At 68.0% G+C, this 22,417-nt stretch carries 20 protein-coding genes and 1 pseudogene; 6 read left to right on the plus strand and 15 right to left on the minus strand.

Annotated elements, in window-relative coordinates; translation table 11 throughout:
• Nucleotides 1-3 precede the first annotated feature (3 nt).
• The 6 genes from ACFVTC_RS40350 to aroA form a co-directional block, all read right to left on the minus strand.
• Nucleotides 4-1,233: a M28 family metallopeptidase gene (locus tag ACFVTC_RS40350; RefSeq protein ID WP_390134458.1), complete on the minus strand. Its 1,230-nt coding sequence runs from the start codon at nucleotides 1,231-1,233 to the stop codon at nucleotides 4-6.
• A gap of 12 nt (nucleotides 1,234-1,245) precedes the next feature.
• Complete coding sequence (locus ACFVTC_RS40355; protein WP_390134459.1) at nucleotides 1,246-1,425, minus strand: hypothetical protein; 180 nt, start codon at nucleotides 1,423-1,425, stop codon at nucleotides 1,246-1,248.
• A gap of 85 nt (nucleotides 1,426-1,510) precedes the next feature.
• Nucleotides 1,511-2,539: an anion permease gene (locus ACFVTC_RS40360; RefSeq protein WP_390134461.1), complete on the minus strand. Its 1,029-nt coding sequence runs from the start codon at nucleotides 2,537-2,539 to the stop codon at nucleotides 1,511-1,513.
• A 59-nt stretch (nucleotides 2,540-2,598) separates the two neighbouring features.
• The gene (locus ACFVTC_RS40365) at nucleotides 2,599-3,297 is read right to left on the minus strand and encodes a hypothetical protein (protein ID WP_390134463.1); all 699 of its coding nucleotides are present in this window, start codon (nucleotides 3,295-3,297) and stop codon (nucleotides 2,599-2,601) included.
• 49 nt (nucleotides 3,298-3,346) lie between these two features.
• Nucleotides 3,347-4,864, minus strand: coding sequence for a 2,3-bisphosphoglycerate-independent phosphoglycerate mutase (gene gpmI / locus ACFVTC_RS40370; protein ID WP_390134464.1), 1,518 nt, complete (start codon nucleotides 4,862-4,864; stop codon nucleotides 3,347-3,349).
• Nucleotides 4,861-6,159: a 3-phosphoshikimate 1-carboxyvinyltransferase gene (aroA, locus tag ACFVTC_RS40375; protein WP_390134500.1), complete on the minus strand. Its 1,299-nt coding sequence runs from the start codon at nucleotides 6,157-6,159 to the stop codon at nucleotides 4,861-4,863. Before aroA ends, gpmI begins: the two co-directional genes overlap by 4 nt.
• 243 nt (nucleotides 6,160-6,402) lie before the next feature.
• Between aroA and ACFVTC_RS40380 the strand changes: the two genes are divergently transcribed.
• Nucleotides 6,403-7,476, plus strand: coding sequence for a LuxR C-terminal-related transcriptional regulator (locus tag ACFVTC_RS40380; RefSeq protein ID WP_390134466.1), 1,074 nt, complete (start codon nucleotides 6,403-6,405; stop codon nucleotides 7,474-7,476).
• Nucleotides 7,477-7,565: 89 nt separating this feature from the next.
• Here the strand turns inward: ACFVTC_RS40380 and moaA are convergent, their stop codons facing one another.
• The 4 genes from moaA to ACFVTC_RS40400 all read right to left on the minus strand — a co-directional run bounded on the left by moaA (nucleotide 7,566) and on the right by ACFVTC_RS40400 (nucleotide 12,438).
• Nucleotides 7,566-8,564 carry a GTP 3',8-cyclase MoaA gene (moaA, locus tag ACFVTC_RS40385; protein ID WP_390134468.1) on the minus strand — a complete coding sequence of 333 codons (999 nt, stop codon included), beginning with the start codon at nucleotides 8,562-8,564 and terminating at the stop codon, nucleotides 7,566-7,568.
• A 77-nt stretch (nucleotides 8,565-8,641) separates the two neighbouring features.
• Complete coding sequence (locus ACFVTC_RS40390; protein ID WP_390134470.1) at nucleotides 8,642-9,028, minus strand: ArsR/SmtB family transcription factor; 387 nt, start codon at nucleotides 9,026-9,028, stop codon at nucleotides 8,642-8,644.
• A gap of 182 nt (nucleotides 9,029-9,210) precedes the next feature.
• On the minus strand, nucleotides 9,211-11,718 hold the full coding sequence (locus tag ACFVTC_RS40395) for a molybdopterin-dependent oxidoreductase (protein ID WP_390134472.1): 2,508 nt from the start codon (nucleotides 11,716-11,718) through the stop codon (nucleotides 9,211-9,213).
• A 342-nt stretch (nucleotides 11,719-12,060) separates the two neighbouring features.
• A complete protein-coding gene (locus ACFVTC_RS40400; protein ID WP_390134474.1) occupies nucleotides 12,061-12,438 on the minus strand; it encodes a hypothetical protein in 378 nt (125 codons plus the stop codon).
• 337 nt (nucleotides 12,439-12,775) lie between these two features.
• Between ACFVTC_RS40400 and ACFVTC_RS40405 the strand changes: the two genes are divergently transcribed.
• Nucleotides 12,776-13,516, plus strand: coding sequence for a YcnI family protein (locus ACFVTC_RS40405; RefSeq protein ID WP_390134476.1), 741 nt, complete (start codon nucleotides 12,776-12,778; stop codon nucleotides 13,514-13,516).
• A gap of 18 nt (nucleotides 13,517-13,534) precedes the next feature.
• A complete protein-coding gene (locus tag ACFVTC_RS40410) occupies nucleotides 13,535-15,340 on the plus strand; it encodes a copper resistance CopC/CopD family protein (protein WP_390134478.1) in 1,806 nt (601 codons plus the stop codon).
• On the opposite strand, the gene ACFVTC_RS40415 is transcribed toward ACFVTC_RS40410, so the two are convergent.
• Nucleotides 15,327-15,758 carry an arsenate reductase ArsC gene (locus ACFVTC_RS40415; RefSeq protein WP_390134480.1) on the minus strand — a complete coding sequence of 144 codons (432 nt, stop codon included), beginning with the start codon at nucleotides 15,756-15,758 and terminating at the stop codon, nucleotides 15,327-15,329. The genes ACFVTC_RS40410 and ACFVTC_RS40415 overlap by 14 nt on opposite strands.
• A gap of 118 nt (nucleotides 15,759-15,876) precedes the next feature.
• On the opposite strand from ACFVTC_RS40415, the gene ACFVTC_RS40420 reads away from it, so the two are divergent.
• A complete protein-coding gene (locus tag ACFVTC_RS40420; RefSeq protein WP_390134482.1) occupies nucleotides 15,877-16,188 on the plus strand; it encodes an ArsR/SmtB family transcription factor in 312 nt (103 codons plus the stop codon).
• 129 nt (nucleotides 16,189-16,317) lie between these two features.
• Here ACFVTC_RS40420 and ACFVTC_RS40425 read toward each other — a convergent pair whose 3' ends face one another.
• On the minus strand, nucleotides 16,318-16,749 hold the full coding sequence (locus ACFVTC_RS40425; RefSeq protein WP_390134484.1) for an arsenate reductase ArsC: 432 nt from the start codon (nucleotides 16,747-16,749) through the stop codon (nucleotides 16,318-16,320).
• 222 nt (nucleotides 16,750-16,971) lie between these two features.
• Between ACFVTC_RS40425 and arsB the strand changes: the two genes are divergently transcribed.
• Entirely contained in the window at nucleotides 16,972-18,087 is a 1,116-nt protein-coding gene (gene arsB / locus ACFVTC_RS40430; RefSeq protein WP_390134486.1) for an ACR3 family arsenite efflux transporter, read from the plus strand.
• Nucleotides 18,088-18,413: 326 nt separating this feature from the next.
• Here the strand turns inward: arsB and ACFVTC_RS40435 are convergent.
• The 3 genes and pseudogenes from ACFVTC_RS40435 to ACFVTC_RS40445 all read right to left on the minus strand — a co-directional run.
• Nucleotides 18,414-18,659 (minus strand): annotated as a pseudogene (locus ACFVTC_RS40435) (IS481 family transposase); the annotation flags it as partial.
• A gap of 58 nt (nucleotides 18,660-18,717) precedes the next feature.
• Nucleotides 18,718-20,145, minus strand: coding sequence for a sensor histidine kinase (locus tag ACFVTC_RS40440; protein ID WP_390134487.1), 1,428 nt, complete (start codon nucleotides 20,143-20,145; stop codon nucleotides 18,718-18,720).
• On the minus strand, nucleotides 20,142-20,876 hold the full coding sequence (locus tag ACFVTC_RS40445; protein ID WP_390134489.1) for a response regulator transcription factor: 735 nt from the start codon (nucleotides 20,874-20,876) through the stop codon (nucleotides 20,142-20,144). Before ACFVTC_RS40445 ends, ACFVTC_RS40440 begins: the two co-directional genes overlap by 4 nt.
• 169 nt (nucleotides 20,877-21,045) lie before the next feature.
• On the opposite strand from ACFVTC_RS40445, the gene ACFVTC_RS40450 reads away from it, so the two are divergent.
• On the plus strand, nucleotides 21,046-22,413 hold the full coding sequence (locus ACFVTC_RS40450) for a ferric reductase-like transmembrane domain-containing protein (RefSeq protein ID WP_390134491.1): 1,368 nt from the start codon (nucleotides 21,046-21,048) through the stop codon (nucleotides 22,411-22,413).
• Nucleotides 22,414-22,417: the final 4 nt, after the last annotated feature.

A 22,417-nucleotide genomic window follows, 5' to 3' on the forward strand; every position in this document is an offset into this window, starting at 1 on the left:
TGGTCAGGTATGCATCAGGTGGGCGACGGCGGCCAGTAGGAGGCGGCCTGCCTTGCTGAGGGCGTCGGGGTCGATTCGTTCAAGGCTGTCGAGCGGTGAGTGGTAATGGGCGGCACCGAGGCCGATCCCGGCAGCCGGGAACCCGCTCTGGGCGTAGCGGCGGTTGTCGGAAGAGACCGGCGCGGCGTACAGCGGGAGGCGGAGTTGGCGTCCGGCGGCGTCGAGGGCTGCGATCAGCTGCCTGGGTGCCGGGTCGGCGGGGCCGAGCTCGATGGCGATCTTGCCGTTGAATTTGCCGGCCATGTCGATGTTGAGGACGTCGGGCTGCAGGCCATCCTCGGACAGTCGCCGGGCGTGATGGTGCGAGCCTATGGTGCCGAGTTCTTCCGCATCCAGCAGAGCGATGTGCACGGGCCGGGGTAGCGCAGCCGCGCGGGAGAGCACGCGGGCCGCCTCGCACAGCACGCTGGTGCCGCTGGCGTTGTCTCCGGCGCAGGGGAAGTGCAGTTCGGGATCGGATCCGACGCCGTCGTAGTGTGCGGTGAGCAGGACTGGCCGCGCTGCGGGTCGGGTGCCGGGGAGGGTCGCGAGGATGTTGGTGCCGGTGGCGGGTTCGCGGACCAGGGGCACGTGAGCCGTCAGTTCTGCGCCGACAGCGGTGGTGAGCAGGTCGGGCCTGATCGCGACGACGGGCAGTGGCACGGGGGCGGCGCCTTGTACGCGTTTGGTGAGGTATCCCGAGCCGTCGGCGTTCTGCGCGGTAAGGATGCCGACCGCTCCACGGGCGGCAAGTTGGTCGGCGAGGTCGGCGAACGCACGGCCTTGGGGCACGTTGGCCACGGCTGCCCACTGGCCGTGGCGGGCTTCGTCGGCCTCGGCGACAAGGCCGGTGAGAGGGTTCGGCATGGGGCCCGAACGGGGGTGCTCGGCGAATTCCGAGCGGTGGGTCAGCGTGCGTGCCAGTCCTGGGGCTTCGAGGCGGCAGAGCGGCTGGTGGGCCAGCCGCATGACCTCCCGGACCGGAAAGGTTTCTTGACGGACTGTGAGTCCGGTTGCGGTGAGGGTCTCGCTGAGGTGCCGGATGGCCCGGTCATGTCCGGCGCTGCCCAGGGAGCGTCCGGACATGTCTGGGGTGCACAGTGATTCGACCGTGGCCAGGGCGTGCGGTGCCTCGAAAGCGGCAGCCAGGTCCTGGGCGGCGGTGTGCGCCGCGTTCTGGGCGGTGTCGGTCATGGGCGTGGGGTCTCAGCTTTCGCCGGCGGGTTCGCCGCAGCAGCCGCTGCTCTGGCCTCCTGGTACCAGGCCGGCAGCATCGGCGGGTTCGCCGCAGCAGCCGCTCTGGACGACAGGCAGGGTGGCGGTCGGATCGGTGATAAAGCCGCCGGTGAGTTCGTCGTCGGTGTTCTGCTGGTGTTCGGTGGTCATGGCGGGTGTCCTCCCGAGGACCTCTCTGATTCGAACTCTCTTTACTTACATGAGTATCGAATCAGAGAGATCGTCGTGTCAATGCTCAGGCGAGGAGCCAGTAAGCGGCCGCGGCGACGGCGAACCCGAACGGCGGGGTGGCCAGCCAGGCGATGGCGAAGTCGCGCAGTGTCTTGCGCTTGATGCGTCCGACGTCCTTGCCGACGGTGCCGGAGATGGCGCCGACGGAGACGTGGGTGGTGGACATCGGCATGCCGCGGAAGGCGCCGAGTCCGACGAGCAGGGCTGTGGTGAGGTTCGCGGTGAAGCCGTCGACGTGGGTGAGGTTGTCGACGCAGGAGTTGAGGGACTTGGCCACCCGTGCACCGGCGACGAGTCCGCCGATGGCCATGACCGCGGTGACGGCGAACAGCAGCCGCTGTGGAGTCCACCCGCCGAGCAGGGCGAAGGAGCCGATCGCCACGATCTTGGGTGCGTCGTTCATACCGCGGGCGAAGCTGGTGAATCCGCTCGTTGCCCAGTGCAGGGCGGTGAGCACGTTCACCCGTGAGGCGGTGGTCTGCATCTCGGCCACGGACGCGGCGCCGGGTCCGGCGCCGGCGGTTGCTTCCAGGGCGCGTCGGCGGCGCTGTTCCGCGGAGGTGGCGATGCGGTTGCCGATGAAGGTGAGCACGGCCGAGACCAGGTAGGCCACGAAAACGCTGAGCAACAGTGGCAGGACCACCTTGTTGACCAGGACGTCCCAGTGCACATCGTTGCGGGCGAAGAGGACGCCCGCTCCCAGCAGTGATCCGACCAGGGCATGGGTGGTGGAGACCGGCAGCTTGAGCACGGTTGCCAGGGCGACCCAGGCGCATGTGCCGATCAGGACGGACACGGCGAACTCGGCCGTCGGGGCGGCGGAGACGATCTCCTTGGAGAACAGGGAGGTGAGTTTGGCTGCGAAGGTCAGTGAGACCAGGCAGCCTGCCGCGGTGGTGACGGTGCCCCACCACACGGCGGTGCGGATGTTGGCCACGCCGGCACCGGCGAGCGTGGCCACACCCTTGGGGACATCGTTCGCGCCGTTGGCCGCGGCCAGGGCGAGAACGAGGAAGAAAACGATGGCTTCCATGAACGGACTCCGAGGGGCTGAAGTGAGCTGCTGGCGGACAGTTCGGGTGTTTCAGCTCGTCAGAGGGAGTGCTGGCTGCGTCTGGTGACGGCAGCCAGAAACGCCTCGATGAGGGGGTGCACATCGGCGGGACTAGAGGACAGCTCGGGCTGGAACAGCGTGCCGATGAAGAACGGATGGTCGGGTAGTTCGATGGCCCGTGGGGCCTTCTCGCTGTCCCAGCCGCTGATGTGCAGCGAACTGGCCAGGACTGCGTCGACGTAGGTCGGGTTGAGGCCGTACTTGCAGTGATAGGTCTCCACGACGGACTCGCGGCCGGGATAGACCGAAGCCAGTCGGCTGCCGGGGCTGAGGTACAGGGGTGCGGTCTCCCCCACCAGCGAGCAGGCCAGCGGGACGATCAGGGGGGTGGTGGCGTTGGCGTCGTACTGGACGTCCTCCGCGTCGACGATGCCCAGGACATTGCGCGTGTATTCGATCAGTGCGTGCTGGAACCCGCCGCACGTTCCCAGGTAGGGAATGCCGCAGGTGCGGGCGGCGCGGATCGCATGCAGCACCTTGGCCTGGTCGGCATAGGGCGATCCAGGGACAACCCAGATGCCGTCGTAGTCGACGATGGCCTCGCCGACCGTGTCGCTGGCCATCCATTCGACGTCGAGGTCGGCTTGCAGGTGCGGGATGAGGTTGGCGAGTTTGCCGTGGGCCGGTACGCGGTCGCTGCGGTCGCCGACTACGGCGAGCCTCGGGCGAGCGGTCACGCGCTGATCCCCTTTCGGTCGGTGGGGCCGGGCAGCGTGCCAGCGATGTTCACCACAGGGGACGCCCGATCATGACCTTGGTGGGCGGCAGGGCGAGCAGGGACAGCACGCTGGGCGCGATGTCGGCGAGTGTCGCCGTACCTGTGGGCCGGTGGACGCTCTGGCTCTCGGCGGGCACCAGCACTGCGGGCACAGGGTTGGTCGTGTGGCCGCCGTAGGGGCGGGTCTGGCCGTCTGTGTCGGTGCGCATCTTCTCCGCGTTTCCGTGGTCACCGACCAGCAGTACCCAGCGCCCTGCGGCACGGGCCGCGTCGCAGATGTTCTTGACGGCGCGGTCGGTGTGTTCAGCGGCCTGTTTGGTTGCTTCGAAATGGCCGGTGTGGCCGACGACATCGATGTTGGCGAGGTTGGCGATCACCAGGGGTACGTCGGGCCGGGCTGCGGCTGTCCGGACGGCCTCGGTGACCTTGGCGAGATTCATCGCGGGTCGCGTCTGATAGTCGGCCGGCTCGTCACCGGTGACCTTGAGGTGCTCCTCGGTCGGCTGCGCGGTCGCGTCACGCCCGTTGAGGTAGTACGTGACATGCTCGAACTTCTCGGCCTCGGCGATGCGGACCGAGCGGATGCCGTGCTCGGCGAGCTGGGCTGCCAGGCCGTCCCCGGCATCGGCGCGCTGCACCAGTGCGGGGATGGCGGCCCGGGTGTCGTACTGGGCCAGGCTGAGCAGAGTGACTGCGCGTGCCGCGAGGCGGCTGTGGAGCAGGTCGGCGAGCTGCTGGATGCGGTCACTGCGGAAGTTGGTGAACAGCACCGCGTCGCCGTCCCGGACAGGACCGACAGGCAGGTCTTCGCCGGTCGTGATCACACAGGCCGGTACCCATTCGTCTCCTCGCGTTGTCAGCTCGAGGGCGTCCTGGGGTTCGCTGATCGCTTCTCCCGTGCCGTTCGTGATGGCGTCGGCTGCCTGCTCGGTCAGCTGCAGGTTGCCGCTCTTGTCCAACGCGTAGCCGCGGCCCGTCACTGTCGCAATGCGTCCGACGCCGGCTTCGGAGGCGTACTTGCCCACCAGACCGAGGTAGGCCGCCGCTGTGTGGTCGGAGACGTCGCGCCCGTCGGTGATGGCGTGGATGAAAACCTCGGCTACCTTCGACTCGGCCGCCACGCGGAGCAGCTCCGGCAGGTGGTGGACGCTGGCATGGATCATTCCGTCCGAGCACAGCCCGATGAGGTGCAGGGCTTTGCCCGTCGCGGCCAGACGGCTGCAGACTTCCGTCAACTGCGGGTTGGAGCGCAGTTGTCCGCTGTCGATCTGCTCCTGTACCAGCACGCTGTCATAGAGCAGCGGCCGTCCGGCGCCGATGACCATGTGCCCGATCTCGGAGTTGCCGACGGTGCCGGGCAGGAGACCGACGGCTGTGCCGGAGGCGCTGGCCAGGATGGCCGGACACTCTGTGAGCAGGCGGTCCAGGTAGGGAGTGTCGGCGGCTGCCAACGCGTTGGCTTCGCTGGGTTCGGCATGCCCCCAGCCGTCAAGTACCAGCAGGATGCCCGGTACGGGGGCGCTCATATGGTGCCGCTGGCGTCGTCGTGGAGCGTGTCCAGCGTCTGCCAGAACGCAGGGAAGGACTTGGCGACGCAGCCCGGTTCCTTGATGACGACGCCTTCGGTGCGCAGACCGGCGATGGCAAAGCACATGGCGATGCGGTGGTCGTCATAGGTGTCGATGACCGCGCCGCGGGGGCTGCCTCCCGTGATGGTCATCGCGTCGGGCTGCTCTTCGACGGTGATGCCCATCTTGCGCAGTTCGGCGGTGACCGCCGCGATGCGGTCGCACTCCTTGATACGCAGGCTGGCAATGTTGCTGATGTGGGTGGTGCCCTCGGCGAATGCGGCGACGACGGCCAGCGTGGGTACGACGTCCGGCATCGCCTCCATGTCGATGTCGATGCCGTGCAGCGATCCTCCCGTCAGGGTGATCGAGTCTTCGCTGACCTCGGCGCTGCACCCCATGCGCACCAGGGCGTCGACCAGACCGACGTCGCCCTGACGCGAGCTGCTGCCGATACCGGGGATGGTGACGGTGCCGCCCGTGACGGCGGCGGCGGCCAGGAAGTAGGACATGCCGGAGGCATCCGGCTCGACCGTGACGCTGCCGCCGCGCAGTTGCTGGCCGGCGGCGACATGGAAGCGGGTGTAGCCCTCACGCTTTACGGTGACACCCATCTCGGCAAGGGCCGCGATGGTCATCTCAACGTAGGGCTTGGAGATGAGGTCGTCGATGACCGTGACCTCGGTGTCCTGTTCGGCGCGGGTAGCGTTGATCAGGAGGCTGGAGGTGAACTGGGAGCTGACGGCGCCGCTGATGCGGGTGGAACCGCCGCGGAAGCTGGGCCCGGTGACCTTGATGGGCGGGCTGCCGTTGCCGCGGACGGCCTCGGCGCTCACCCCCAGCGCGGGCAGTGCCTCGAGCAGCGAGCCCATCGGGCGCTCCTGCATCCGCTGGGTACCCGTCAGCACGGTGGTGCCCTCGGCGTGGCCGGCCATGGCGATCAGGAAGCGGATCGGGGTCCCGGCGGCGCCGACGTATACGTCCTCGGACGGCGCCCGCATCGGAGCACCGGTGGGCGTGACAGTGATGCGCTCGGCGGCGGCATCGATGTCGACGCTGACGTGGCCGAACTGGCGCAGGGCATTGGCGAGGTACTGCGTGTCATCGCAGATGAGTGCGCCCTCGATGACGGTCGGCTGCCCGGACAGGGCGGAAATCGCCAGGTACCGGTTGGAGTAGCTCTTGGAGCCGAGGACCTTCACCTGCTTACTGAAGGACTCCAGCGGACGGATGGTGACACTCTCGGCCTGCATACGCGGATCGGCTGCGAACGAACTCACGGTCTTCTCCCCATCGTCGTTGGCGTGGCGGCGCCAGTGGTGACGCGGAAGAGACTGCGAGTCGATCAGCCTCGGAGGAAAGTTGTTCGGAAGGCAGCAAGTTGCCGGGCAGCTTGCTGCCACATTCGGTCACCGGGCGATCACAAACGGTCCGTCAAGTTGCCGCCTACCGTGCTATCTTCAAGAAATTCAATTCAGCAGCACACCGGGGGGCAGATGTTGCAGCCGCTGGGATTGGACGAACTGGCCTACGTCGTCTATCGATTCACGCTCAGCCAGCCCGGATGCCGCCTCGAAGATCTGCTCCATCATCTCGATGGCGATGAGAACGCCATCCGCGTCAGCGTTGACCGCCTGCTGGAGCTCGCACTGCTGCGCCCGGTCTCCGGCACTCTGGTCCCTACGCGGCCGCCACTGGCTCTGCGCACGCTGCTGCAGCGCCAGCAGTCCGAACTGCTGCGCCAGGAACGCGAGTTCACTCAGATCAAGACAGCCGTCGACCGGCTGTCGGAAGAATACGAGTACGCGCAGGCACCTGGCTCCCACGCGGGCTGGGATCGTCTGGAGACGCCTGCCGCCATCCACGCGCGCATGGAACGCCTGGCAGGCAAAGCGACTGTCGAATGTCTGTCGCTGCTGCCTGCCGACATCCCCGTCGACACTCTCGATGCCCGGCGATCGATGGATCACCACATGCTCGAGCGCAGCGTTTCGGTGTGGAACCTCCACCTGGAGAGCATCTACAACGACCGCTCCGCGGTGAGCTACGCGCGTTGGTTAGTATCGAACGGCGGCGGCGTGGGCACCGTGCCGACCCTTCCGCTGTGGCTGGTCATCTACGACCGCACCACCGCCTTATTGTCCGTCGATCCCTGTGATCCGGCGGCAGGCGCAGTCGAGGTCACCGGCGCCGGCTTCCTGACCGGCCTCGTCGCGCTGTTCGAGCGGATCTGGGCTTCGATGACGCCGCTGGACGTCGACGCAGCAGCATCAGGTGACGAGCCGTCACCCGTCGAGCGGGAGGTGTTGCGTCTGATGGGGCAGGGGCTGACCGATGAAGCGGTGTGCAAGAAGCTCGGAATCGGCCTGCGCACCCTTCGGCGCACGATTGCCGAGTTGATGGAACGCCTCGGCGCCCGGAGCCGCTTCGAGGCCGGAGCCAACGCGGTGGACCGCGGCTGGCTCCGCCCGTGTCCGTGCAGCAGTGACCGCCCCCCTCGCCCCAGGGACAAGGCGCAGCCCGCCGAAACCGAGCACGGACAGAGCGTGAAGACGTCGGTGTTCGTGTAGCTACGTGGCCAGGGCGCGCCGCTCAGACGGTGCGCCCTGGCCACGTAGTTTCTGGTCGGTTCGTGGGCTCATAGAGCAAGTCGCGGTACTCATCCGCCGATCGCGGACATGGGCCTTTTCGGCTGTTGGTAGTCCACCTCTGCGATTCCGGGGCTGAGTGCTTTGGCGCGTGTCGCGTGCTGCCATCGACGGGCGATGGCGTCGTCGGTGCCATCTGTTCCGGCGGAGCGCAGGGCTGCGCGCAGGTCTGTTTCCGTGGTGGCGAACAGGCAGGTGCGCAGTTGGCCGTCGGCCGTGAGGCGGGTGCGGTCGCAGGTGCGGCAGAAGGGCCGGGTGACGGAGGCGATGACGCCTACGCGGTGTGGTCCGCCGTTGACGACGAAGCGTTCGGCCGGTGCTGTACCGCGGTGGACGGCGGGTTCCGGGGTCAGGGTGAAGCGGGTGCGCAGGCTGGCGAGGATGTGCTCAGCATCGATCATGGTGGTGCGTTGCCAGCCGTGCTGGGCGTCGAGGGGCATCTGCTCGATGAAGCGGAGCTCGTAGCCGTGTTGTATGGCCCAGGCGAGCAGGTCGGGGGCTTCGTCGTCGTTGAGTCCCGGCATCAGAACGGCGTTGATCTTGACCGGCTGGAGGCCGGCCTGGTGGGCGGTGGCGATGCCGTCGAGGACGTTCTGGTGGCGGTTTCGGCGGGTCAGCTGGGTGAAGATGTCGGGTCTGAGGGTGTCCAGTGAGACGTTGACCCGGTTCAGCCCTGCCTCTTTCAGAGGTCCGGCGAGCCGGGCGAGCCCGATGCCGTTGGTGGTCAGCGCGATGTGCGGGCGGGGCGTGAGCGCTGCGGTGCGTTCGACGATGCCGACAAGGCCGCGGCGCAGCAGGGGTTCTCCGCCCGTGAAGCGGACGTCGCGGATGCCGAGTCGGGTGACGGCGATGCGGATGAGGCGGCAGACCTCGTCGTCGCTGAGCAGTTCGGGTCTGGGCAGCCAGTCGAGGCCTTCTTCGGGCATGCAGTAGGTGCAGCGCAGGTTGCAGCGGTCGGTGAGGGAGACCCGCAGATCGGTGGCAGTGCGGCCGTGGGTGTCGGTGAGCACGTGAGGAGTCCTGCCCTGGGGGTGAAGCCGGCGCGGGACGGCAGCCCGGGAGCGCGGCGGCCGGTTTCGAGACCCGGTTAACCGCAGGGGGTGACGGCGAGCGTGCCGGTGACGCCGGGGACGGCGAGCATGTCGGACAGCATGCGGAGGTGGTCGCGCTGGAGGCGGTAGTAGACCCAGGTGCCTCGCCGGTCGGAGGTCACCAGGCCTGCCTCGCGCAGGATTTTGAGGTGGTAGGAGATGGTGGGCGCCGACAGGTCGAAGGGCGCGGTGAGGTCGCATACGCAGACCTCGCCGTCATCGGGGGCGGAGGCGATCATCGAGAGCAGGCGCAGCCGGATGGAGTCGCCCAGTGCCTTGAACATCTTGGCCATGTCGACTGCGCGCTCCGCTTCGAGCGGCGCTGCGACAACAGGAGTGCAGCAGGACGCGGCCGGGGCCACCGCCGCTTCGACCTTTGACATTTGCCTAGTTTTACAGTTGTCGAATCTTTCTGCAACTGGCCTGAATAAAACGGGCTTGGCTGATTTCTGTCACTTCTGGCGGGTTGGTGGCCCTGCCAGCGCCCCGGGGCGCAACGGGACGGAGGCAAGGCCGGTGCCTGGCCGGCGCGGGGGGCGACGCCGGCTCGGCTGGAGGAGGGTCTTTACGCCGGCGCCTTGCTGACGCGGCATGCAAAGCACTTGTACGCCTGCTGGCCTGAGAGGTTGTCGTAATAGCGGTCGTCGACCAGGGTGTTGGCCGCCTCGTAGCGGGGGTCGTGGAACTGATCGGCCACTTTCTGGGCGGGCCCGAAGGTGTTGGGCAAGAAGACGGTGTCCTTGCGGATGCCTGGCCAGTAGAGAGCGGTGGCCCTCACGGAGCCGCGGGGGCTCTCGACGACGACGTCGTCCCGGTCGGCGATGCCGAGCCGGTGCGCGGTGTCGGGGTGGATCTGGAGCAGGCGGATGCCGTTGAGCTGTTCTCCGGTGGGTGTCCAGTGGGTGACGGAGGCGAAGTGGACGACGCTGGGGCGTCCGGTCATGCCCATCAGCGGGAAGTCGCGGTGCACCTCGCCGTTGCCAGGAACGCCGAGTTTGACCGGATGGGTGACGGCCTGGGGGTTTATGGGGCTGGTGACGAAGCGCTTCTCGTAGGCGAGCGTCGGGTGGGCCCCGGTGACTTCGGGGTGGGTGTAGAAGGCGGGAAGTGCAGCGTGCCCGGCGGTGGCGAGCTGCTTGTCGAGAGCTTCGGTGTAGATCTCGATCTTGCCGCTGGGTGTGAGGAACCGCTGCCCCTTCTGGGCGCCGAGTGCTTCCGCGGCCTGGTACCACCGGGGGTGATCCTGGTACAGGGCGCTGACACCAGGGTGGTCGGTGCTGGGGCAGGGCCAGCGCAGCGGCTCGGAGCGCTGCTGGAGCCGCTTTTGCGTCATGCCGCCCATGCCTGGGGTGTGTTTGACGAACTCCGCCCACAGGGCGGGGTAGTCCATCCAGGTGCGGGGGAAGGCGTCCTGCCAGTACGAGGCGGGTTTGCGGCGGTCGTTGCGGCCCAGGGCATGGGCGAGGTCGATCCATATCTGCCAGTCGGGCTTCGTCTGCCCGGCGGGAGGGACAGCGGCCTCCTGCCAGCGGATGGCGCGGTCGTCGCGGCGCATGTAGACGCCGTCGAACTCCAGGCCCGCGCTGACGGGCAGTACAACGTCGGCGTAGTAGGCGGCTTCTTCCATGAACAGGCCCGTATAGACGTAGAAGTCGAGCCGGCGGAACGCGTCCTTGACCTTGCCGGTGTTGGCGGAGGAGATGAGCGGGTTGCCCTGGGTGATGAGGGCCTTCAGCTGGTACGGCTTGCCGGTGAGGATCGATTCGGCGAAGTAGTCGGGGCCGACGGGCAGGGCCTGGGTGAGTTCAGGCGTCTTGGCAGCCAGTTCCGGAAGGTGCAGGTCCCCGGGCCAGGTGTTGTGCATGAAGTTGCAGCCGGTGCCGAGTTTTCCGATGTTGCCGGTGACGGCAGCCAGGAACGTCAACACCCGGTAGGTGTCGAAGGCGCCGAGCTGGTGAGAGATGCCGGCGTTGCAGAAGATGGCCGCCTTGTCGGCACTGGCGTAGTCGCGGGCGAGTCGGCGGACGGTGTCGGCCGGCACTCCGGTGACGCCCGCAGCCCAGTCCGGGGTATAGCCGGACGTCGCCATGTGTGTCTTCAGCTCGTCGAAGCCGACGACCCAGCGGTCGATGAACGTCCGGTCGTACAGGCGCTGGTCGAGGATTTGGTGCAGCATGCCCAGTGCCAGGGCAAGGTCCGTGTGCGGCTTGGGAGCGATCCATTCGTCGGCCTGCGCGCCGGTGGGGGTACGCCGGGGGTCCACGACGACGAGCTTGGCGCCGGTGCGGCTGCGGCCGCGCAGGAGGTAGTCGAAAGTGACGGGGTGAGTCTCGGCCTGGTTGGTGCCCAGGAACAGGAAGTAGTCGGCCGAGCCGAGATCGTCCTTGCCGGTGGCGCCGTCGGTGCCGTATCCGTTGGTGAAGTTGCCGAGGCCGAAGGATGCCTTGAGGGCGTTGCCTCCTGCGTCGTTGCAGACCGGGCCGACGTCGGTGTTGTTGGGGCTGCCCAGGAGCGCGAAGAGCCGGGCGACCAGTGAGCCGGTGCCACGCGGCAGTCGCCCGGTGGTCCGGTTGGCGATGGTGTGCGCCTCCCCGGCATCCCGCAGCTTCAACAGGCGTCCGGCGATGACATCGAGAGCCTCGTCCCAACTCGCCTCACGGAAGGTGGATTCGTTGGATCCTTTGCGTCCACCGGTGCGGATCAGGGGCTTGGTCACGCGCAGCGGACTGTAGACGAGTTCCGCCATCATGGGCGCCTTGACGCAGATGTTGCCCTGCTGCACCGGGTCTCCGGAGGCGCCCTGGACACCGATGATGCGGTCCGCTCTCAGACTCACGGTCAGTGCGCAGTTGGAGTTGCAGAACTGGCAGGCGCTGGTGACCGTGCGATCGGGGTGCAGTGCGGCCGATTCATCGGTGAAGCTGAGCTGGCGCCCCTCCTCGCTTGCAGGCGTTCCGGCGCCGGTAGCGGTCGTGGCGCCGGCTGTGGCGGGTGGCGCGTTGACCAGCAGAGCCGCGCTCGTCAGTGCGGCGCCCTGGACCAGATGACGTCTGGAAACGGCGTTGTGCGTCACGTCCAACTACCCCCTGTGGTTGATCGGGCGGCCCGAGCTTAGGGTCACCATTGATGCCTGTCTAGAGACTTATCGAATCAGTCGGGCTAGGCTGTTTGCCCTCAGCCCTGTGCTCCAAGGGGCTTTATTTGCATGCGTGATGACAGGTCGTCAGCTGCTGCCTGCGGTGCGGACTCCCGTGGCGGCAGCTTTGGGGAGGGGGAGGTGGATGACAGGCCGTATACGGGCGGGCCATGCCGCTGACCTGACACCGCCGGCCGCCCCAGGGCACCTGGTCAGGCTCGACCGGCTGGTGCGGACGGCCGCTTTCACCGGGGTATGCGTCCTGCTGTCGGCGGGTGGTCACATACTGGCCACAGGCACGTCGCCGTCGTGGCGTGTGCTGGTGTTCGGGACTGTCCTGGCCTCAGCGCTGATCGCACCGTTGTCCGGCAGGCGCAATTCCCGGGTGTTCGGGTCTGTGTTGCTGTCGGTGCTGCAGATCGCGCTGCACTCATTCTTTACCCTCGCCATGCCGGCCGCCGGGATGACGCACCATCCCATGGCCGGCGAGCAGCACATGGTGATGCCGCCCTCGGGGATGTCCTCGGTCGTGCCGACGGCGCCCATGCTGGGAGGGCATGCGCTGGCGGCGGCCTGCGCGGCGTGGCTGCTGCACTGCGGGGACGCTGCGGTGAGCCGGCTGTGTTCGCTGGCGGGCAGCCAGCTGAACGTGGCCATGCGGGCGCTGGTGCGCGCTGCGGCGGGACAGAAGCGGTCGTCCTGCTGCCGTGTGCAGGCTCTTGCCCAGTTGTTGTGCTGTCCTCCCTGCTGGCGCGAGGCACAGCGGCCAGGGTGGACGGCGCGGGCGGGCGCGCATGTACTGACCCGGCGCGGACCTCCGGTGGGTTCGCCCGTATCCGTCTGACGCGGGCCGCCCTGCAACGGGCGGCCGTGCGTGCGGTCGTCCGTGCCCGGACAGGGCACGTCGCCCCTCCCTTTTCCTTGCGTGGCCCCTGCTTCCCGCGCTGCGACGCAGTGATGTGCGCGCTCGGGCCTCACTACCACCGGAGTCTTCATGCGTTCTTCTGTGCGTGTCGGCGTTGCCGCCGCGGCCGCGGCGGCCGGCCTCATGACGTTGGTCGTACCCGCGTCCGCCCACGTTTCCGTACAGCCGGAGGGCCAGGCCGCCAAGGGCGGCTATGCCACGGTGAACTTCAAGGTCCCCAACGAACGGGACAACGCTTCCACGACCAAACTTGAGGTGGCCTTTCCCGCCGAGCACCCGCTGGCCTCGGTCATGCCGCAGCCGCTTTCCGGCTGGGACATCGAGGTCACCAAGAGCAAGCTGAAAAAGCCGCTGACGCTCCACGGCGAGAGCGTCACCGAAGCCGTCTCGAAGGTGACGTGGACCGCCACCGGCAAGGGCATCGCGCCGGGCTTCTTCCAGAAGTTTTCGCTGTCTCTGGGGCAACTCCCCCAGGACGTCGATGAGTTGGTGTTCAAGGCTCTGCAGACCTACAGCAACCAGGAAGTCGTGCGGTGGATCGAGCCGCAGCAGGACGGCCAGGAGGAGCCGGAGCACCCTGCCCCGGTTCTGGCCCTGTCTGCATCCGAAGGAGACGAGCACGAAGAGCAGGCAACGGAGAAGACAACCGCCGAACCCTCCTCACCGAGTGGCAGCAGCGAGGAGGCCGCCAGTTCCTCTCCTGACAAAAGCGACGGCACAGCCCGCGCCCTGGGCATCGCCGGCATCGTGATCGGTGCTGTCGGTGTCACCTTCGCAGTCGTGGCCAGCTGGCGCCGCAGCGGCGCCTGACCTCTCGGGAGACTGCGGATGACGGTCACCGTTTCCTGGCCGCGCTGTCTTGCTGTGATGGCGGCGGCGTTCGTTCTGCTGTGGTGTGCGGCCGGACCGGCCCCCGCGCATGCAGCGCTGGTCAGCAGTATGCCTGCACAGGGAGCGGTGACCGCCAATGCGCCCGCCAGGGTTGTGCTGAACTTTTCTGAAAAGGTCGCGCTCTCGCCGGACGCCCTGCGCGTTCTCCGTCGGGACGGCCGCCGTGTCGATGACGGGCGTCCCACGGCCTTGGGCGGCACAGCCTATTCGGTGCGGCTGCAAGGCCTGCTGCCCGACGGCACCTACACGGTGACCTTCCACGTGGTCTCTGCGGACAGTCATCCCGTCTCGGGCGCTTTCACTTTCTCTGTGGGCGCTCCGTCGACCACAGACACCGAGGTGCTGCCGGCCGCCGGCAACACGGCGGTCGATGACCTCTACGGGGTCGCCCGGTTCATTGCCTACACGGGACTGGTCCTGCTGCTCGGCAGCACGGGGTTTGTGCTGTTTTGCTGGCCCACCGGGTATGCACAGCCTCTGGTGCGGCGACTGGTGGCTGCGGGCTGGCTGACAGTCGTCGCAGGCACCGCGACGCTGCTGGTGCTTCGCGGCTCCTACACCGGCTCCGGGAGCTGGCAGGAGGCGGCCGATCTGTCGCGGTCGTGGCAGGTGCTGCACACCAAGTTCGGTCTGCTGCTGTGGGTGCGCTTGCTCCTGCTGACCGTGCTCGCCGGGGTCTGGCGCATGCGGCGGGCATTGGAAGGCAGGCGCCTGCGCGCCGACTGGCCGGTGTGGGCAGCGGCCGCGGGCGGGCTGACGGTGACGTGGGCCGCGGCCGAGCATGCCTCCGCAGGTGTTCAGGTGGGGTTGGCGATCCCGGTGGACATGCTGCACCTGGTGACAGCGGGTGTCTGGTTGGGTGGGCTGTCCGTGCTGGCCGTGCTCTTGTGGCGGGTGCCTGCCGTAGTGGAGCCGGATACGGTCGGGCGCTTTTCCCGCCTGGCGTTCGGCTGCGTGTGTGTACTCGTCCTCACCGGCGCGTATCAGGTGTGGCGGCAGGTGGGTTCCCTGTCCGCCTTAGACACCCGCTATGGCCAGCTACTGCTGATCAAGCTGGGCCTGGCGGCAGGGCTGCTGGCCTTCGCCTTCTTCTCACGCCGGTTCACACGCCGGCTGCTTGCTACGGCCAGGCCCACGGCAAAAGCGCCGTCAGCTCTCGTGCCGCTCGCCGTCGGGCAGCACGACCGGCCCCCCGTCACTGCCGGCCTGCCCGGTCCGAAGACAGAAGAGATGACCTGGGCAGGATCTGACCGCGACAGCGGGACGCGGCGCGGGATGCGGTGGTCTGTGGCGGCAGAGGCCTGCGTCGGCCTGAGCGTGCTGGCCGTAACGACGCTGTTGACGACTTCCGAGCCTGCCCGTACGGAGCGCGCGGTGGCCGCCGCTCAGGCGCGCACCGCCGCCCCGGTGTCACTGCAGCTGCCCTTCGACACTCAGGGAGCCCACGGCCGTGGAACGGTCAGCGTGGTTCTGGATCCGGGCCGGGTGGGCGGCAACAGCGTGCACGTGTCGGTCACGAGCCCCGGTGGAACCATACTCGACGTCCCTGAGATCCGCGTGGCACTGACTTCGGTGGGCCGCCGGATCGGTCCACTGCCCGTGCCGTTGCGGCGCGCGGGGCCCGGGCACTGGACCACGTCGGGCTTTCAGGTGCCCGCAGCAGGGGTGTGGGACGTGGCAGTGACCGTGCGCACGTCGGCCGTCGACCAGGTGACTGTGCGCAAGGACGTCAGGATCGGCTGACGTGGAGACCGTGGAGGGCGTCGATCTCGGCGATGAGGTCTTCGACGCGTCCCTTGATGGCGTCGCGGATCCCGCGAACGGTGTCCAGGTCGGCGCCCGCAGGGTCGGGCAGGTCCCAGTCGCGGTAGGTCTTTCCGGGAAAAATAGGGCAGGTGTCGCCGCAGCCCATGGTGATGACGAAGTCGCTGGCCTGCACTGCCTCTATGTCCAGCAGCGCGGGGCTCTGGCCGGTCAGGTCGATGCCCACTTCACGCATGGCCTGGACGGCTTGGGGGTTGACGTCCTTCGCGGGCAGGGTCCCCGCGGAACGGACCTCGACGCGCCCTCCGGACAGGTGCGTGAGCCAGGCAGCGGCCATCTGGGAGCGGCCGGCGTTGTGGACACAGACGAAGAGGACAGAGGCACGTGAGTCAGCCATGATCGTTCCTTGCGGTGCGGGTGGTGCGTGTCTCGGCGGGTGCGCCGGAACGGCATTACTGTGCTGGGCGTGCGGCAACCGGTGGCCGCAACCCCCCACCATGTGAGATTATCAGTGCATGCTGACATCAGTCGACACTGACCTATTGCGGGTGCTCAGTGACCCCCTGCGACTGCAGATCGTGACACTGCTGGCCCGCGAGTCGCTCTGCACCACTCATCTCGTCGAGGAGACCGGTGCGCGGCAGACCAACGTCTCCAATCACATGAAGGTGCTGCGTGAGGCGGGCGTGGTGGACACCGAGCCGTGCGGGCGTTGGATGTACTACCGGCTCAAGCCCGAGGTCATGGCCGCCCTGTCGGGCCAGTTCGCGGAACTTGCCACCGAAGCGCAGCAGACCGCCGAGGCCGGCCGCAAGCGGCCCTGCTGACCGCTTGCCCGCACCACTCCCGCACCTGAACTGGTCAGGTCGGGGCCGGGGCTCCGCCAGGCGCCCCGGCCCCGGGCTTTCATTCCGGCCGCCGCGGCGCCTTCGGCACTGCGGCAGGCGCACATGGCGTCAGCCGGTCGCAGAGCGTCGGTCTGGGGCAAGTTCGCGGATCAGGCCTTCGACCAGCACCTTGATCTCGTCACGGACACGTCGCACGGTCTCCGTGTCCTGCCCTGCCGGGTCCTGCAGGGTCCAGTCGAGGTAGCGCTTGCCGGGAAAGACGGGGCAGGTGTCGCCGCAGCCCATCGTGACGCAGACATCCGCCTCCAGCACGGTTGCGACATCGAGAGCCTTGGGCAGCTCAGCGGAGATGTCGACACCCGCTTCCGCCATGACCGCGACCGCCGCGGAGTCGATTTCATCGGCCGGATCAGTGCCCGCCGAGTAGACCCGCACACTCCCCCGCGCCAGATGGCTTAGCCAGGCGGCGGCCATCTGCGAACGACCGGCGTTGTGGACGCAGACGAACAGCACGCACGGCACATGTAGGGAATCAGCCATGGCGGTATGCCCCTTCCTGGTACGCAGCAGCCCAACCGCTCGCGGCATCACCCTGAACTGGTGTCAGTCGCAAGTGATGTGACAGTATCAGCGCATGCTGACTTCAGTCGACACTGATGCTTTTTTGCGCCGGGCAGCCCGGCCGCAGGCACGTCCCGCTGAGCCGCCCTGTTCCCGGGCCAGTGCCGGTGTCGCCGCACTGTGCTGTCCGGAGGTCACTTCGTGACCTCCGCCGAGCGCACGGCGCACCGTGCGGACACCGCGGCCGGTGACTCCGTCCCCGGCCGGCTGTCGACCTTCGACCGCTATCTCGCCCTCTGGATCCTGCTCGCCATGGCTGCAGGTCTCGCCCTGGGACGGCTCCTGCCTGGACTGAACACCGCGCTGACCCGGATCGAAGTGGGTGGCATCTCGCTGCCGATCGCGTTCGGTCTGCTGGTGATGATGTATCCGGTCCTGGCCAAGGTGCGCTACGACCGGCTCGACGCCGTGACCGGCGACAGGAAGCTGATGGCGTCCTCACTGGTCGTCAACTGGCTTGTCGGCCCGGCAGTGATGTTCGCCCTTGCCTGGACTTTCCTGGCCGATCTGCCCGAGTACCGCACCGGCCTCATCATCGTCGGCCTTGCCCGGTGCATCGCTATGGTCATCATCTGGAACGACCTCGCGTGCGGAGACCGCGAGGCCGCCGCCGTGCTGGTCGCACTCAACTCCGTCTTCCAGGTCCTCGCCTTCGGCCTGCTGGGCTGGTTCTACCTCGACCTGCTCCCAGGCTGGCTCGGTCTGGGCGACGGCGAACAACTCGACATTTCCATGTGGAAGATCGCGCTCAACGTGGCGGTGTTCCTCGGGGTGCCGCTCCTCGCCGGGTTCCTGACCCGCAGGGTGGGCGAGAAGAGACTGACCCGTCGCGGCTACGAGGCAGACTTCCTTCCGAAGATCGCCCCGTTCGCGCTGTACGGGCTACTGTTCACGATCGTCGTGCTCTTCGCCCTGCAAGGCAGGAAGATCACCTCTCAGCCCCTGGACGTCGCCCGCATCGCCCTCCCCCTGCTGGCGTACTTCGCACTCATGTGGTTCGGCTCCTTCGCCCTCGGAAAGGCGATCGGCCTGACCTACGACCGGACCGCGACTCTGGCCTTCACCGCAGCCGGGAACAACTTCGAACTCGCCATCGCCGTAGCCATCACCACCTTTGGCGTCACCTCAGGACAAGCCCTCTCCGGTGTCGTCGGCCCTCTCATCGAAGTCCCCGTACTGGTCGCGCTCGTCTACGTCGCCTTGGCCTGGCGCCGCAAGTTCTACCCGCAGGCGGCGGCACAGCACCAACATCCCTAGCTCCGCTCGTCTGCTTCCGTCGTTGCAGTAGCCCGGGATGCGTCACCAACGGGGTCCGACTTCCGCGACCGGTACGCAAGCAGCCCCGGCCGGTGTCAGTCCCGGCCGGGGCCGGACTTGCCGTTCACCGGCCGAAAACCGTCGGTCCGGCCGGCCTCGACCACCTTGTGACCGGCCCGGCGAGGGAACGAGGCCAGGGTGGCGCCGTAGGAGCCGGTGCCCTCGACCCCGAACGCGATGACCAAGAACCACAGCCGTAAGTGCCGGCCAGAAGGACTAGCCACCGCCTTCGCCGCGGCCAACGCCGGAAGGCTGTCGGTGGTGTTCATCCGTGACTTTCTGGCCCGGCCAGCCTGGCGGCCCAAGTCGACGCCGCCGTCCGAGATCCGGCCGAGCTTCTTGACGTCGACGGGCAGGAGTTCGCCGGGCCGGTCGCGTTTGTAGCGGCGGATGCCCTGGCCGGTGGGCCGGTCCAGGAACGCGAGCCGGTTCAGGCCGTGGCGGACCAGGATGCGGTGCACGGTCGAGGCGGGTAGGTCCAGGACCGGCCGGAGCCGTGCGGGATCGTCCTCGCCTGCTTGGACGCCCATGCACGTATGCACGCGGCGCGAGACGGCGTCCCAGCGGGGTTCACCGTGGGAGTGTGAGGCGGAATGTCGTGCGTCCGGGACGGCTGGTGACAGTGACGGCTCCGCCGTGTGCGGTGGTGACGGCGTCGACGATGGCGAGGCCGAGGCCGGTGCTCCCGGTGCTGCGGGAGCGCGCATGGTCCGCACGGACAAAGCGGCCGAAGACCTCCCGTTCGAGATCTTGGGGGATGCCGGGCCCGTTGTCGCTCACGCTGAGGGAGACCTCGGCCTCGTCGGTAGCGAGGGTGATGGTGACTTCAGATCCGGGGGGTGTGTGAGTGCGGGCGTTGGCAAGAAGATTGCCGATGGCCTGCTGGAGGCGGTGGGCGTCACCGACGACGGTGACAGGTTCTTCGGGCAGGTCGAGGAACCAATGTTGGGCGGGGCCCGCAGCGCGGGCATCGTCCGTGGCATTGAGGATCAGCAGGGTCAGGTCGACCCGTTCGTTTTCGAGGGGCCGGCCGGCATCGAGGCGAGCGAGGAGGAGCAGGTCGTCGACGAGCCGGGTCATGCGCTGTGACTCGCCGTCGATGCGCTGCAGGGCATGGCGTACTTCGTCGGGGACGGGGCCTGGGTGGCGCAGTGCGAGTTCGGCGTGGCCGCGGATGTTGGCCACGGGGGTGCGCAGCTCGTGGCTGGCGTCGGCGGCGAAGTGGCGCAGCCTCTCTTCGCTTGCCTGGCGGCGGGTGAGGGCGTCTTCGACGTGGCCGATCATGTGGTTGAGCGCGGTGCCGACCTGGCCGACCTCGGTGCGCGGGTCGGTGTCGGTCAGCGGTCCTGGCATGGCGATCTCGCCGCTGGCGAGTGGCAGCCCTGCCACCTCCGCGGCTCGCGCGGTGACCCGTTGCAAGGGACGCAGGGAGATGCGTACCCATAGGGCTCCGGCGATACCGGTGATCACGAGGGCGGCACCGAACAGCACAGCCTCGACGGCCTCGAGTCGGTGGACGGTCTCCTCGACCGGTTGCAGGGGCAGACCGGTGATCAGGATGTCCTGGTCGTCGCCGTTGAACGCCATGACGCGGTAACCGCCCAGCGAGGAAAGACGGATGCTGTGCCCCTGGCCGTCGGTGGGTACTGCGGACAGAACGCGTCGGTCCTGGCTGGTGAGGTCGACGGGGTGGTCGGTGGCTTCATCGACGGCGGCGGCCTGGGTGACGGTGCCGTCGAGGAGGCGGGCACCGAACGTGTGGTCGGACTGGCCTCGAGTGTCGGGACGGTTGTCGGCGTCGGGGGCCGCCTCGTGTTCCAGGCTCGCAGGAAAGCGCCCACCGGATGCGGTGAGCTGCTCATCCAGGCGCCCCATGAGAAACCCGCGCAACGCGAGGGCCGTGGTGACGCCGGCAGCGAGGCAGGCCAGGGCGAGCAGGGCAACAAGCCCGGCCGTGAGCTGGCCGCGCAGGGTGCGGGGCGGTGGACGACGCCTCATGCGGATTCCGGCTTGAGGACATAGCCGACGCCGCGCACTGTGTGGATCATCGGGGTGCGTCCGGCGTCGATCTTCTTTCGGAGATAACTGATGTAGAGCTCGACGACGTGCGCCCGGCCGCCGAAGTCGTAGGCCCAGACGCGGTCGAGGATCTGGGCTTTGGACAGGACTCGGCGCGGATTACGCATCAAAAACCGCAGAAGTTCGAACTCTGTACGCGACAGCTCCACCACAGCTCCCGCACGACGCACTTCTCTGGCTTCCTCGTCCATCGTGAGGTCGCCCACGGTGAGGTGGTTCGTACCCGGCTCGGCGGTCATGCCAGCCCTTCGCAGAAGCCCGCGCAGCCGCGCCAGGACTTCTTCCAGACTGTAGGGCTTGGTGACGTAGTCGTCGCCGCCGGCGGTGATGCCGGCGATGCGGTCCTCCACCGCGTCCCGGGCGGTCAGGAAGAGCACGCACACGCGGGGCGCCTCACGTCGCAGGGCACGCAAGACCTGCAGCCCGTCGAAGTCAGGGAGCATCCAGTCCAGGACGACCGCATCGGGCCGGAAGTCGTGGGCTACGGTCAAGGCGCTCGCGCCGTCGGCGGCCGTGCGGACCTGCATGCCCTCGCTCACCATCACAGCGGCCAGGACCTCGGTCACGTCGGGTTCGTCGTCGACAACGAGGATCCGTACCGGGTGTCCGTCGGGGCGGTGCAATGGGGATGTGGTGTGCGGCTCGTCCATGGTTCCTCCAGCATCCCCCGGGACCGGGCGTCACAGGGCACGCCATGCGTCTGAGTTCCCTCTGAATCAGCGCTGAGCAGGGGCCAGCGGGCCGGTTTCAGAAGGTTCACAGAGGTTGAGCTGTGAGTCTGACCGCTCGTCGCCGGATCGAGTCCTTTTGGAGGTGCCCGTGACCACCACGTTCACCAGCCCGCCCTATGCGGGCCATGGCACGCGTCACCGTCGCCGTCCACATCGCAGCTTGGTGCCGTTCCTGACGCAGCTGGCCATCTGGGCCGGTGCCGCGGGGGTGCTGGCCCTGTGGTGGAGCGATACGACGTCGGTGGTGGGCCTGGCAGGCTGGCTCACCGGCGCTGGGCGTATCACCGGGCTGCTGGCGGGCTACGCTTGCGCGGTACTGCTGGCCCTGATGGCCCGCGTTCCGCTTCTGGATCACAGTATCGGCAGTGACCGGCTCGCCCGCTGGCACGCTCTGGGCGGGCGCTGCACCGTCTCGCTCGCGCTGGTCCACACCCTCCTCATCATCTGGGGCTACTCGCTGATCTCTCACACGGACGTGGTGAGCCAGACCTCCACGCTCGTCCTCCATTACCCCGACCTGCTGAAGGGCACGATCGGCTTCCTGCTGTTTCTTGCGACCGGAGTCCTCTCGGCACGCGCGGCACGCCGCAGGATGAGCTACGAGACCTGGCACTACCTGCACTTCGCCACCTACCTGGCAATTTTCCTCACTTTCGGACACCAGCTTTCCAACGGTGCCGACTTCGTCGGCAACCGGCTTGCCCAGGTCGCCTGGTACACGCTGTTCCTCGGTGTCGCCGTCCTGGTGGCGTGGTTCCGCTTCGCCATCCCGGTACGGCGCGGACTACGCCACCGGATGCGGGTCGCCGCGGTACGGCCCGAAGCCCCGGGCGTCGTCTCCGTCCACCTCACCGGCGACCGCCTGGACGAACTGCGTGGCGAGCCCGGCCAGTTCCTGCGCTGGCGCTTCATCGCCCCCGGACTGTGGTGGACCGCCAACCCATACTCGCTGTCCGCCCCCGCGCACCCCCGTCACCTGCGCATCACGGTGAAGACCGCCGGCGGCCACAGCGCCTCCCTCGCCCGGCTGAAACCCGGCACCCGGGTATGGGCCGAGGGTCCCTACGGCAGCTTCACGGCCAACCGCCGCACCTCCCCCAAGGTGCTCCTTCTGGCCGGCGGCGTCGGCATCACCCCCCTGCGCACGCTCTTCGAGACGCTGCCGGGACAGGTCACCCTCGTCTACCGGGCACGCACCGTCGAAGACCTCGCCCTGCGCGGCGAGATCGACGCCATCGCCGCCCACCGACGCGCACGCGTCCATTACGTCATTGACGAACCTGCCGGCTACTCGTCACCTCTGACCGCCCAGAGCCTGCGCTCCCTGGTCCCCGATCTGGCGGCACACGACGTCTACCTGTGCGGTCCGCCCGGTATGACGCAAGCCGCCACCGAGGCCCTCCGGGACGCCGGTGTCCCGTCCCGGCGCATCCACCACGAGTCGTTCACGTTCTGAGGAG

This window comes from Streptomyces sp. NPDC057950, from assembly GCF_042887295.1.
Lineage (GTDB): Bacteria > Actinomycetota > Actinomycetes > Streptomycetales > Streptomycetaceae > Streptomyces > Streptomyces kaempferi.

Coding starts and splice junctions, on each gene's coding strand:
- ACFVTC_RS40410 (WP_390134478.1), top strand. CDS start 13,535: ATGACGGTCACCGTTTCCTGGCCGCGCTGTCTTGCTGTGATGGCGGCG.
- ACFVTC_RS40350 (WP_390134458.1), bottom strand. CDS start 1,233: ATGACCGACACCGCCCAGAACGCGGCGCACACCGCCGCCCAGGACCTG.
- ACFVTC_RS40400 (WP_390134474.1), bottom strand. CDS start 12,438: ATGGCCACGTTCAGCTGGCTGCCCGCCAGCGAACACAGCCGGCTCACC.
- ACFVTC_RS40415 (WP_390134480.1), bottom strand. CDS start 15,758: ATGGCTGACTCACGTGCCTCTGTCCTCTTCGTCTGTGTCCACAACGCC.
- ACFVTC_RS40405 (WP_390134476.1), top strand. CDS start 12,776: ATGCGTTCTTCTGTGCGTGTCGGCGTTGCCGCCGCGGCCGCGGCGGCC.
- ACFVTC_RS40425 (WP_390134484.1), bottom strand. CDS start 16,749: ATGGCTGATTCCCTACATGTGCCGTGCGTGCTGTTCGTCTGCGTCCAC.
- ACFVTC_RS40445 (WP_390134489.1), bottom strand. CDS start 20,876: ATGGACGAGCCGCACACCACATCCCCATTGCACCGCCCCGACGGACAC.
- ACFVTC_RS40390 (WP_390134470.1), bottom strand. CDS start 9,028: ATGTCAAAGGTCGAAGCGGCGGTGGCCCCGGCCGCGTCCTGCTGCACT.
- gpmI (WP_390134464.1), bottom strand. CDS start 4,864: ATGAGCGCCCCCGTACCGGGCATCCTGCTGGTACTTGACGGCTGGGGG.
- ACFVTC_RS40355 (WP_390134459.1), bottom strand. CDS start 1,425: ATGACCACCGAACACCAGCAGAACACCGACGACGAACTCACCGGCGGC.
- aroA (WP_390134500.1), bottom strand. CDS start 6,159: ATGCAGGCCGAGAGTGTCACCATCCGTCCGCTGGAGTCCTTCAGTAAG.
- ACFVTC_RS40440 (WP_390134487.1), bottom strand. CDS start 20,145: ATGAGGCGTCGTCCACCGCCCCGCACCCTGCGCGGCCAGCTCACGGCC.
- ACFVTC_RS40380 (WP_390134466.1), top strand. CDS start 6,403: ATGTTGCAGCCGCTGGGATTGGACGAACTGGCCTACGTCGTCTATCGA.
- ACFVTC_RS40420 (WP_390134482.1), top strand. CDS start 15,877: ATGCTGACATCAGTCGACACTGACCTATTGCGGGTGCTCAGTGACCCC.
- ACFVTC_RS40360 (WP_390134461.1), bottom strand. CDS start 2,539: ATGGAAGCCATCGTTTTCTTCCTCGTTCTCGCCCTGGCCGCGGCCAAC.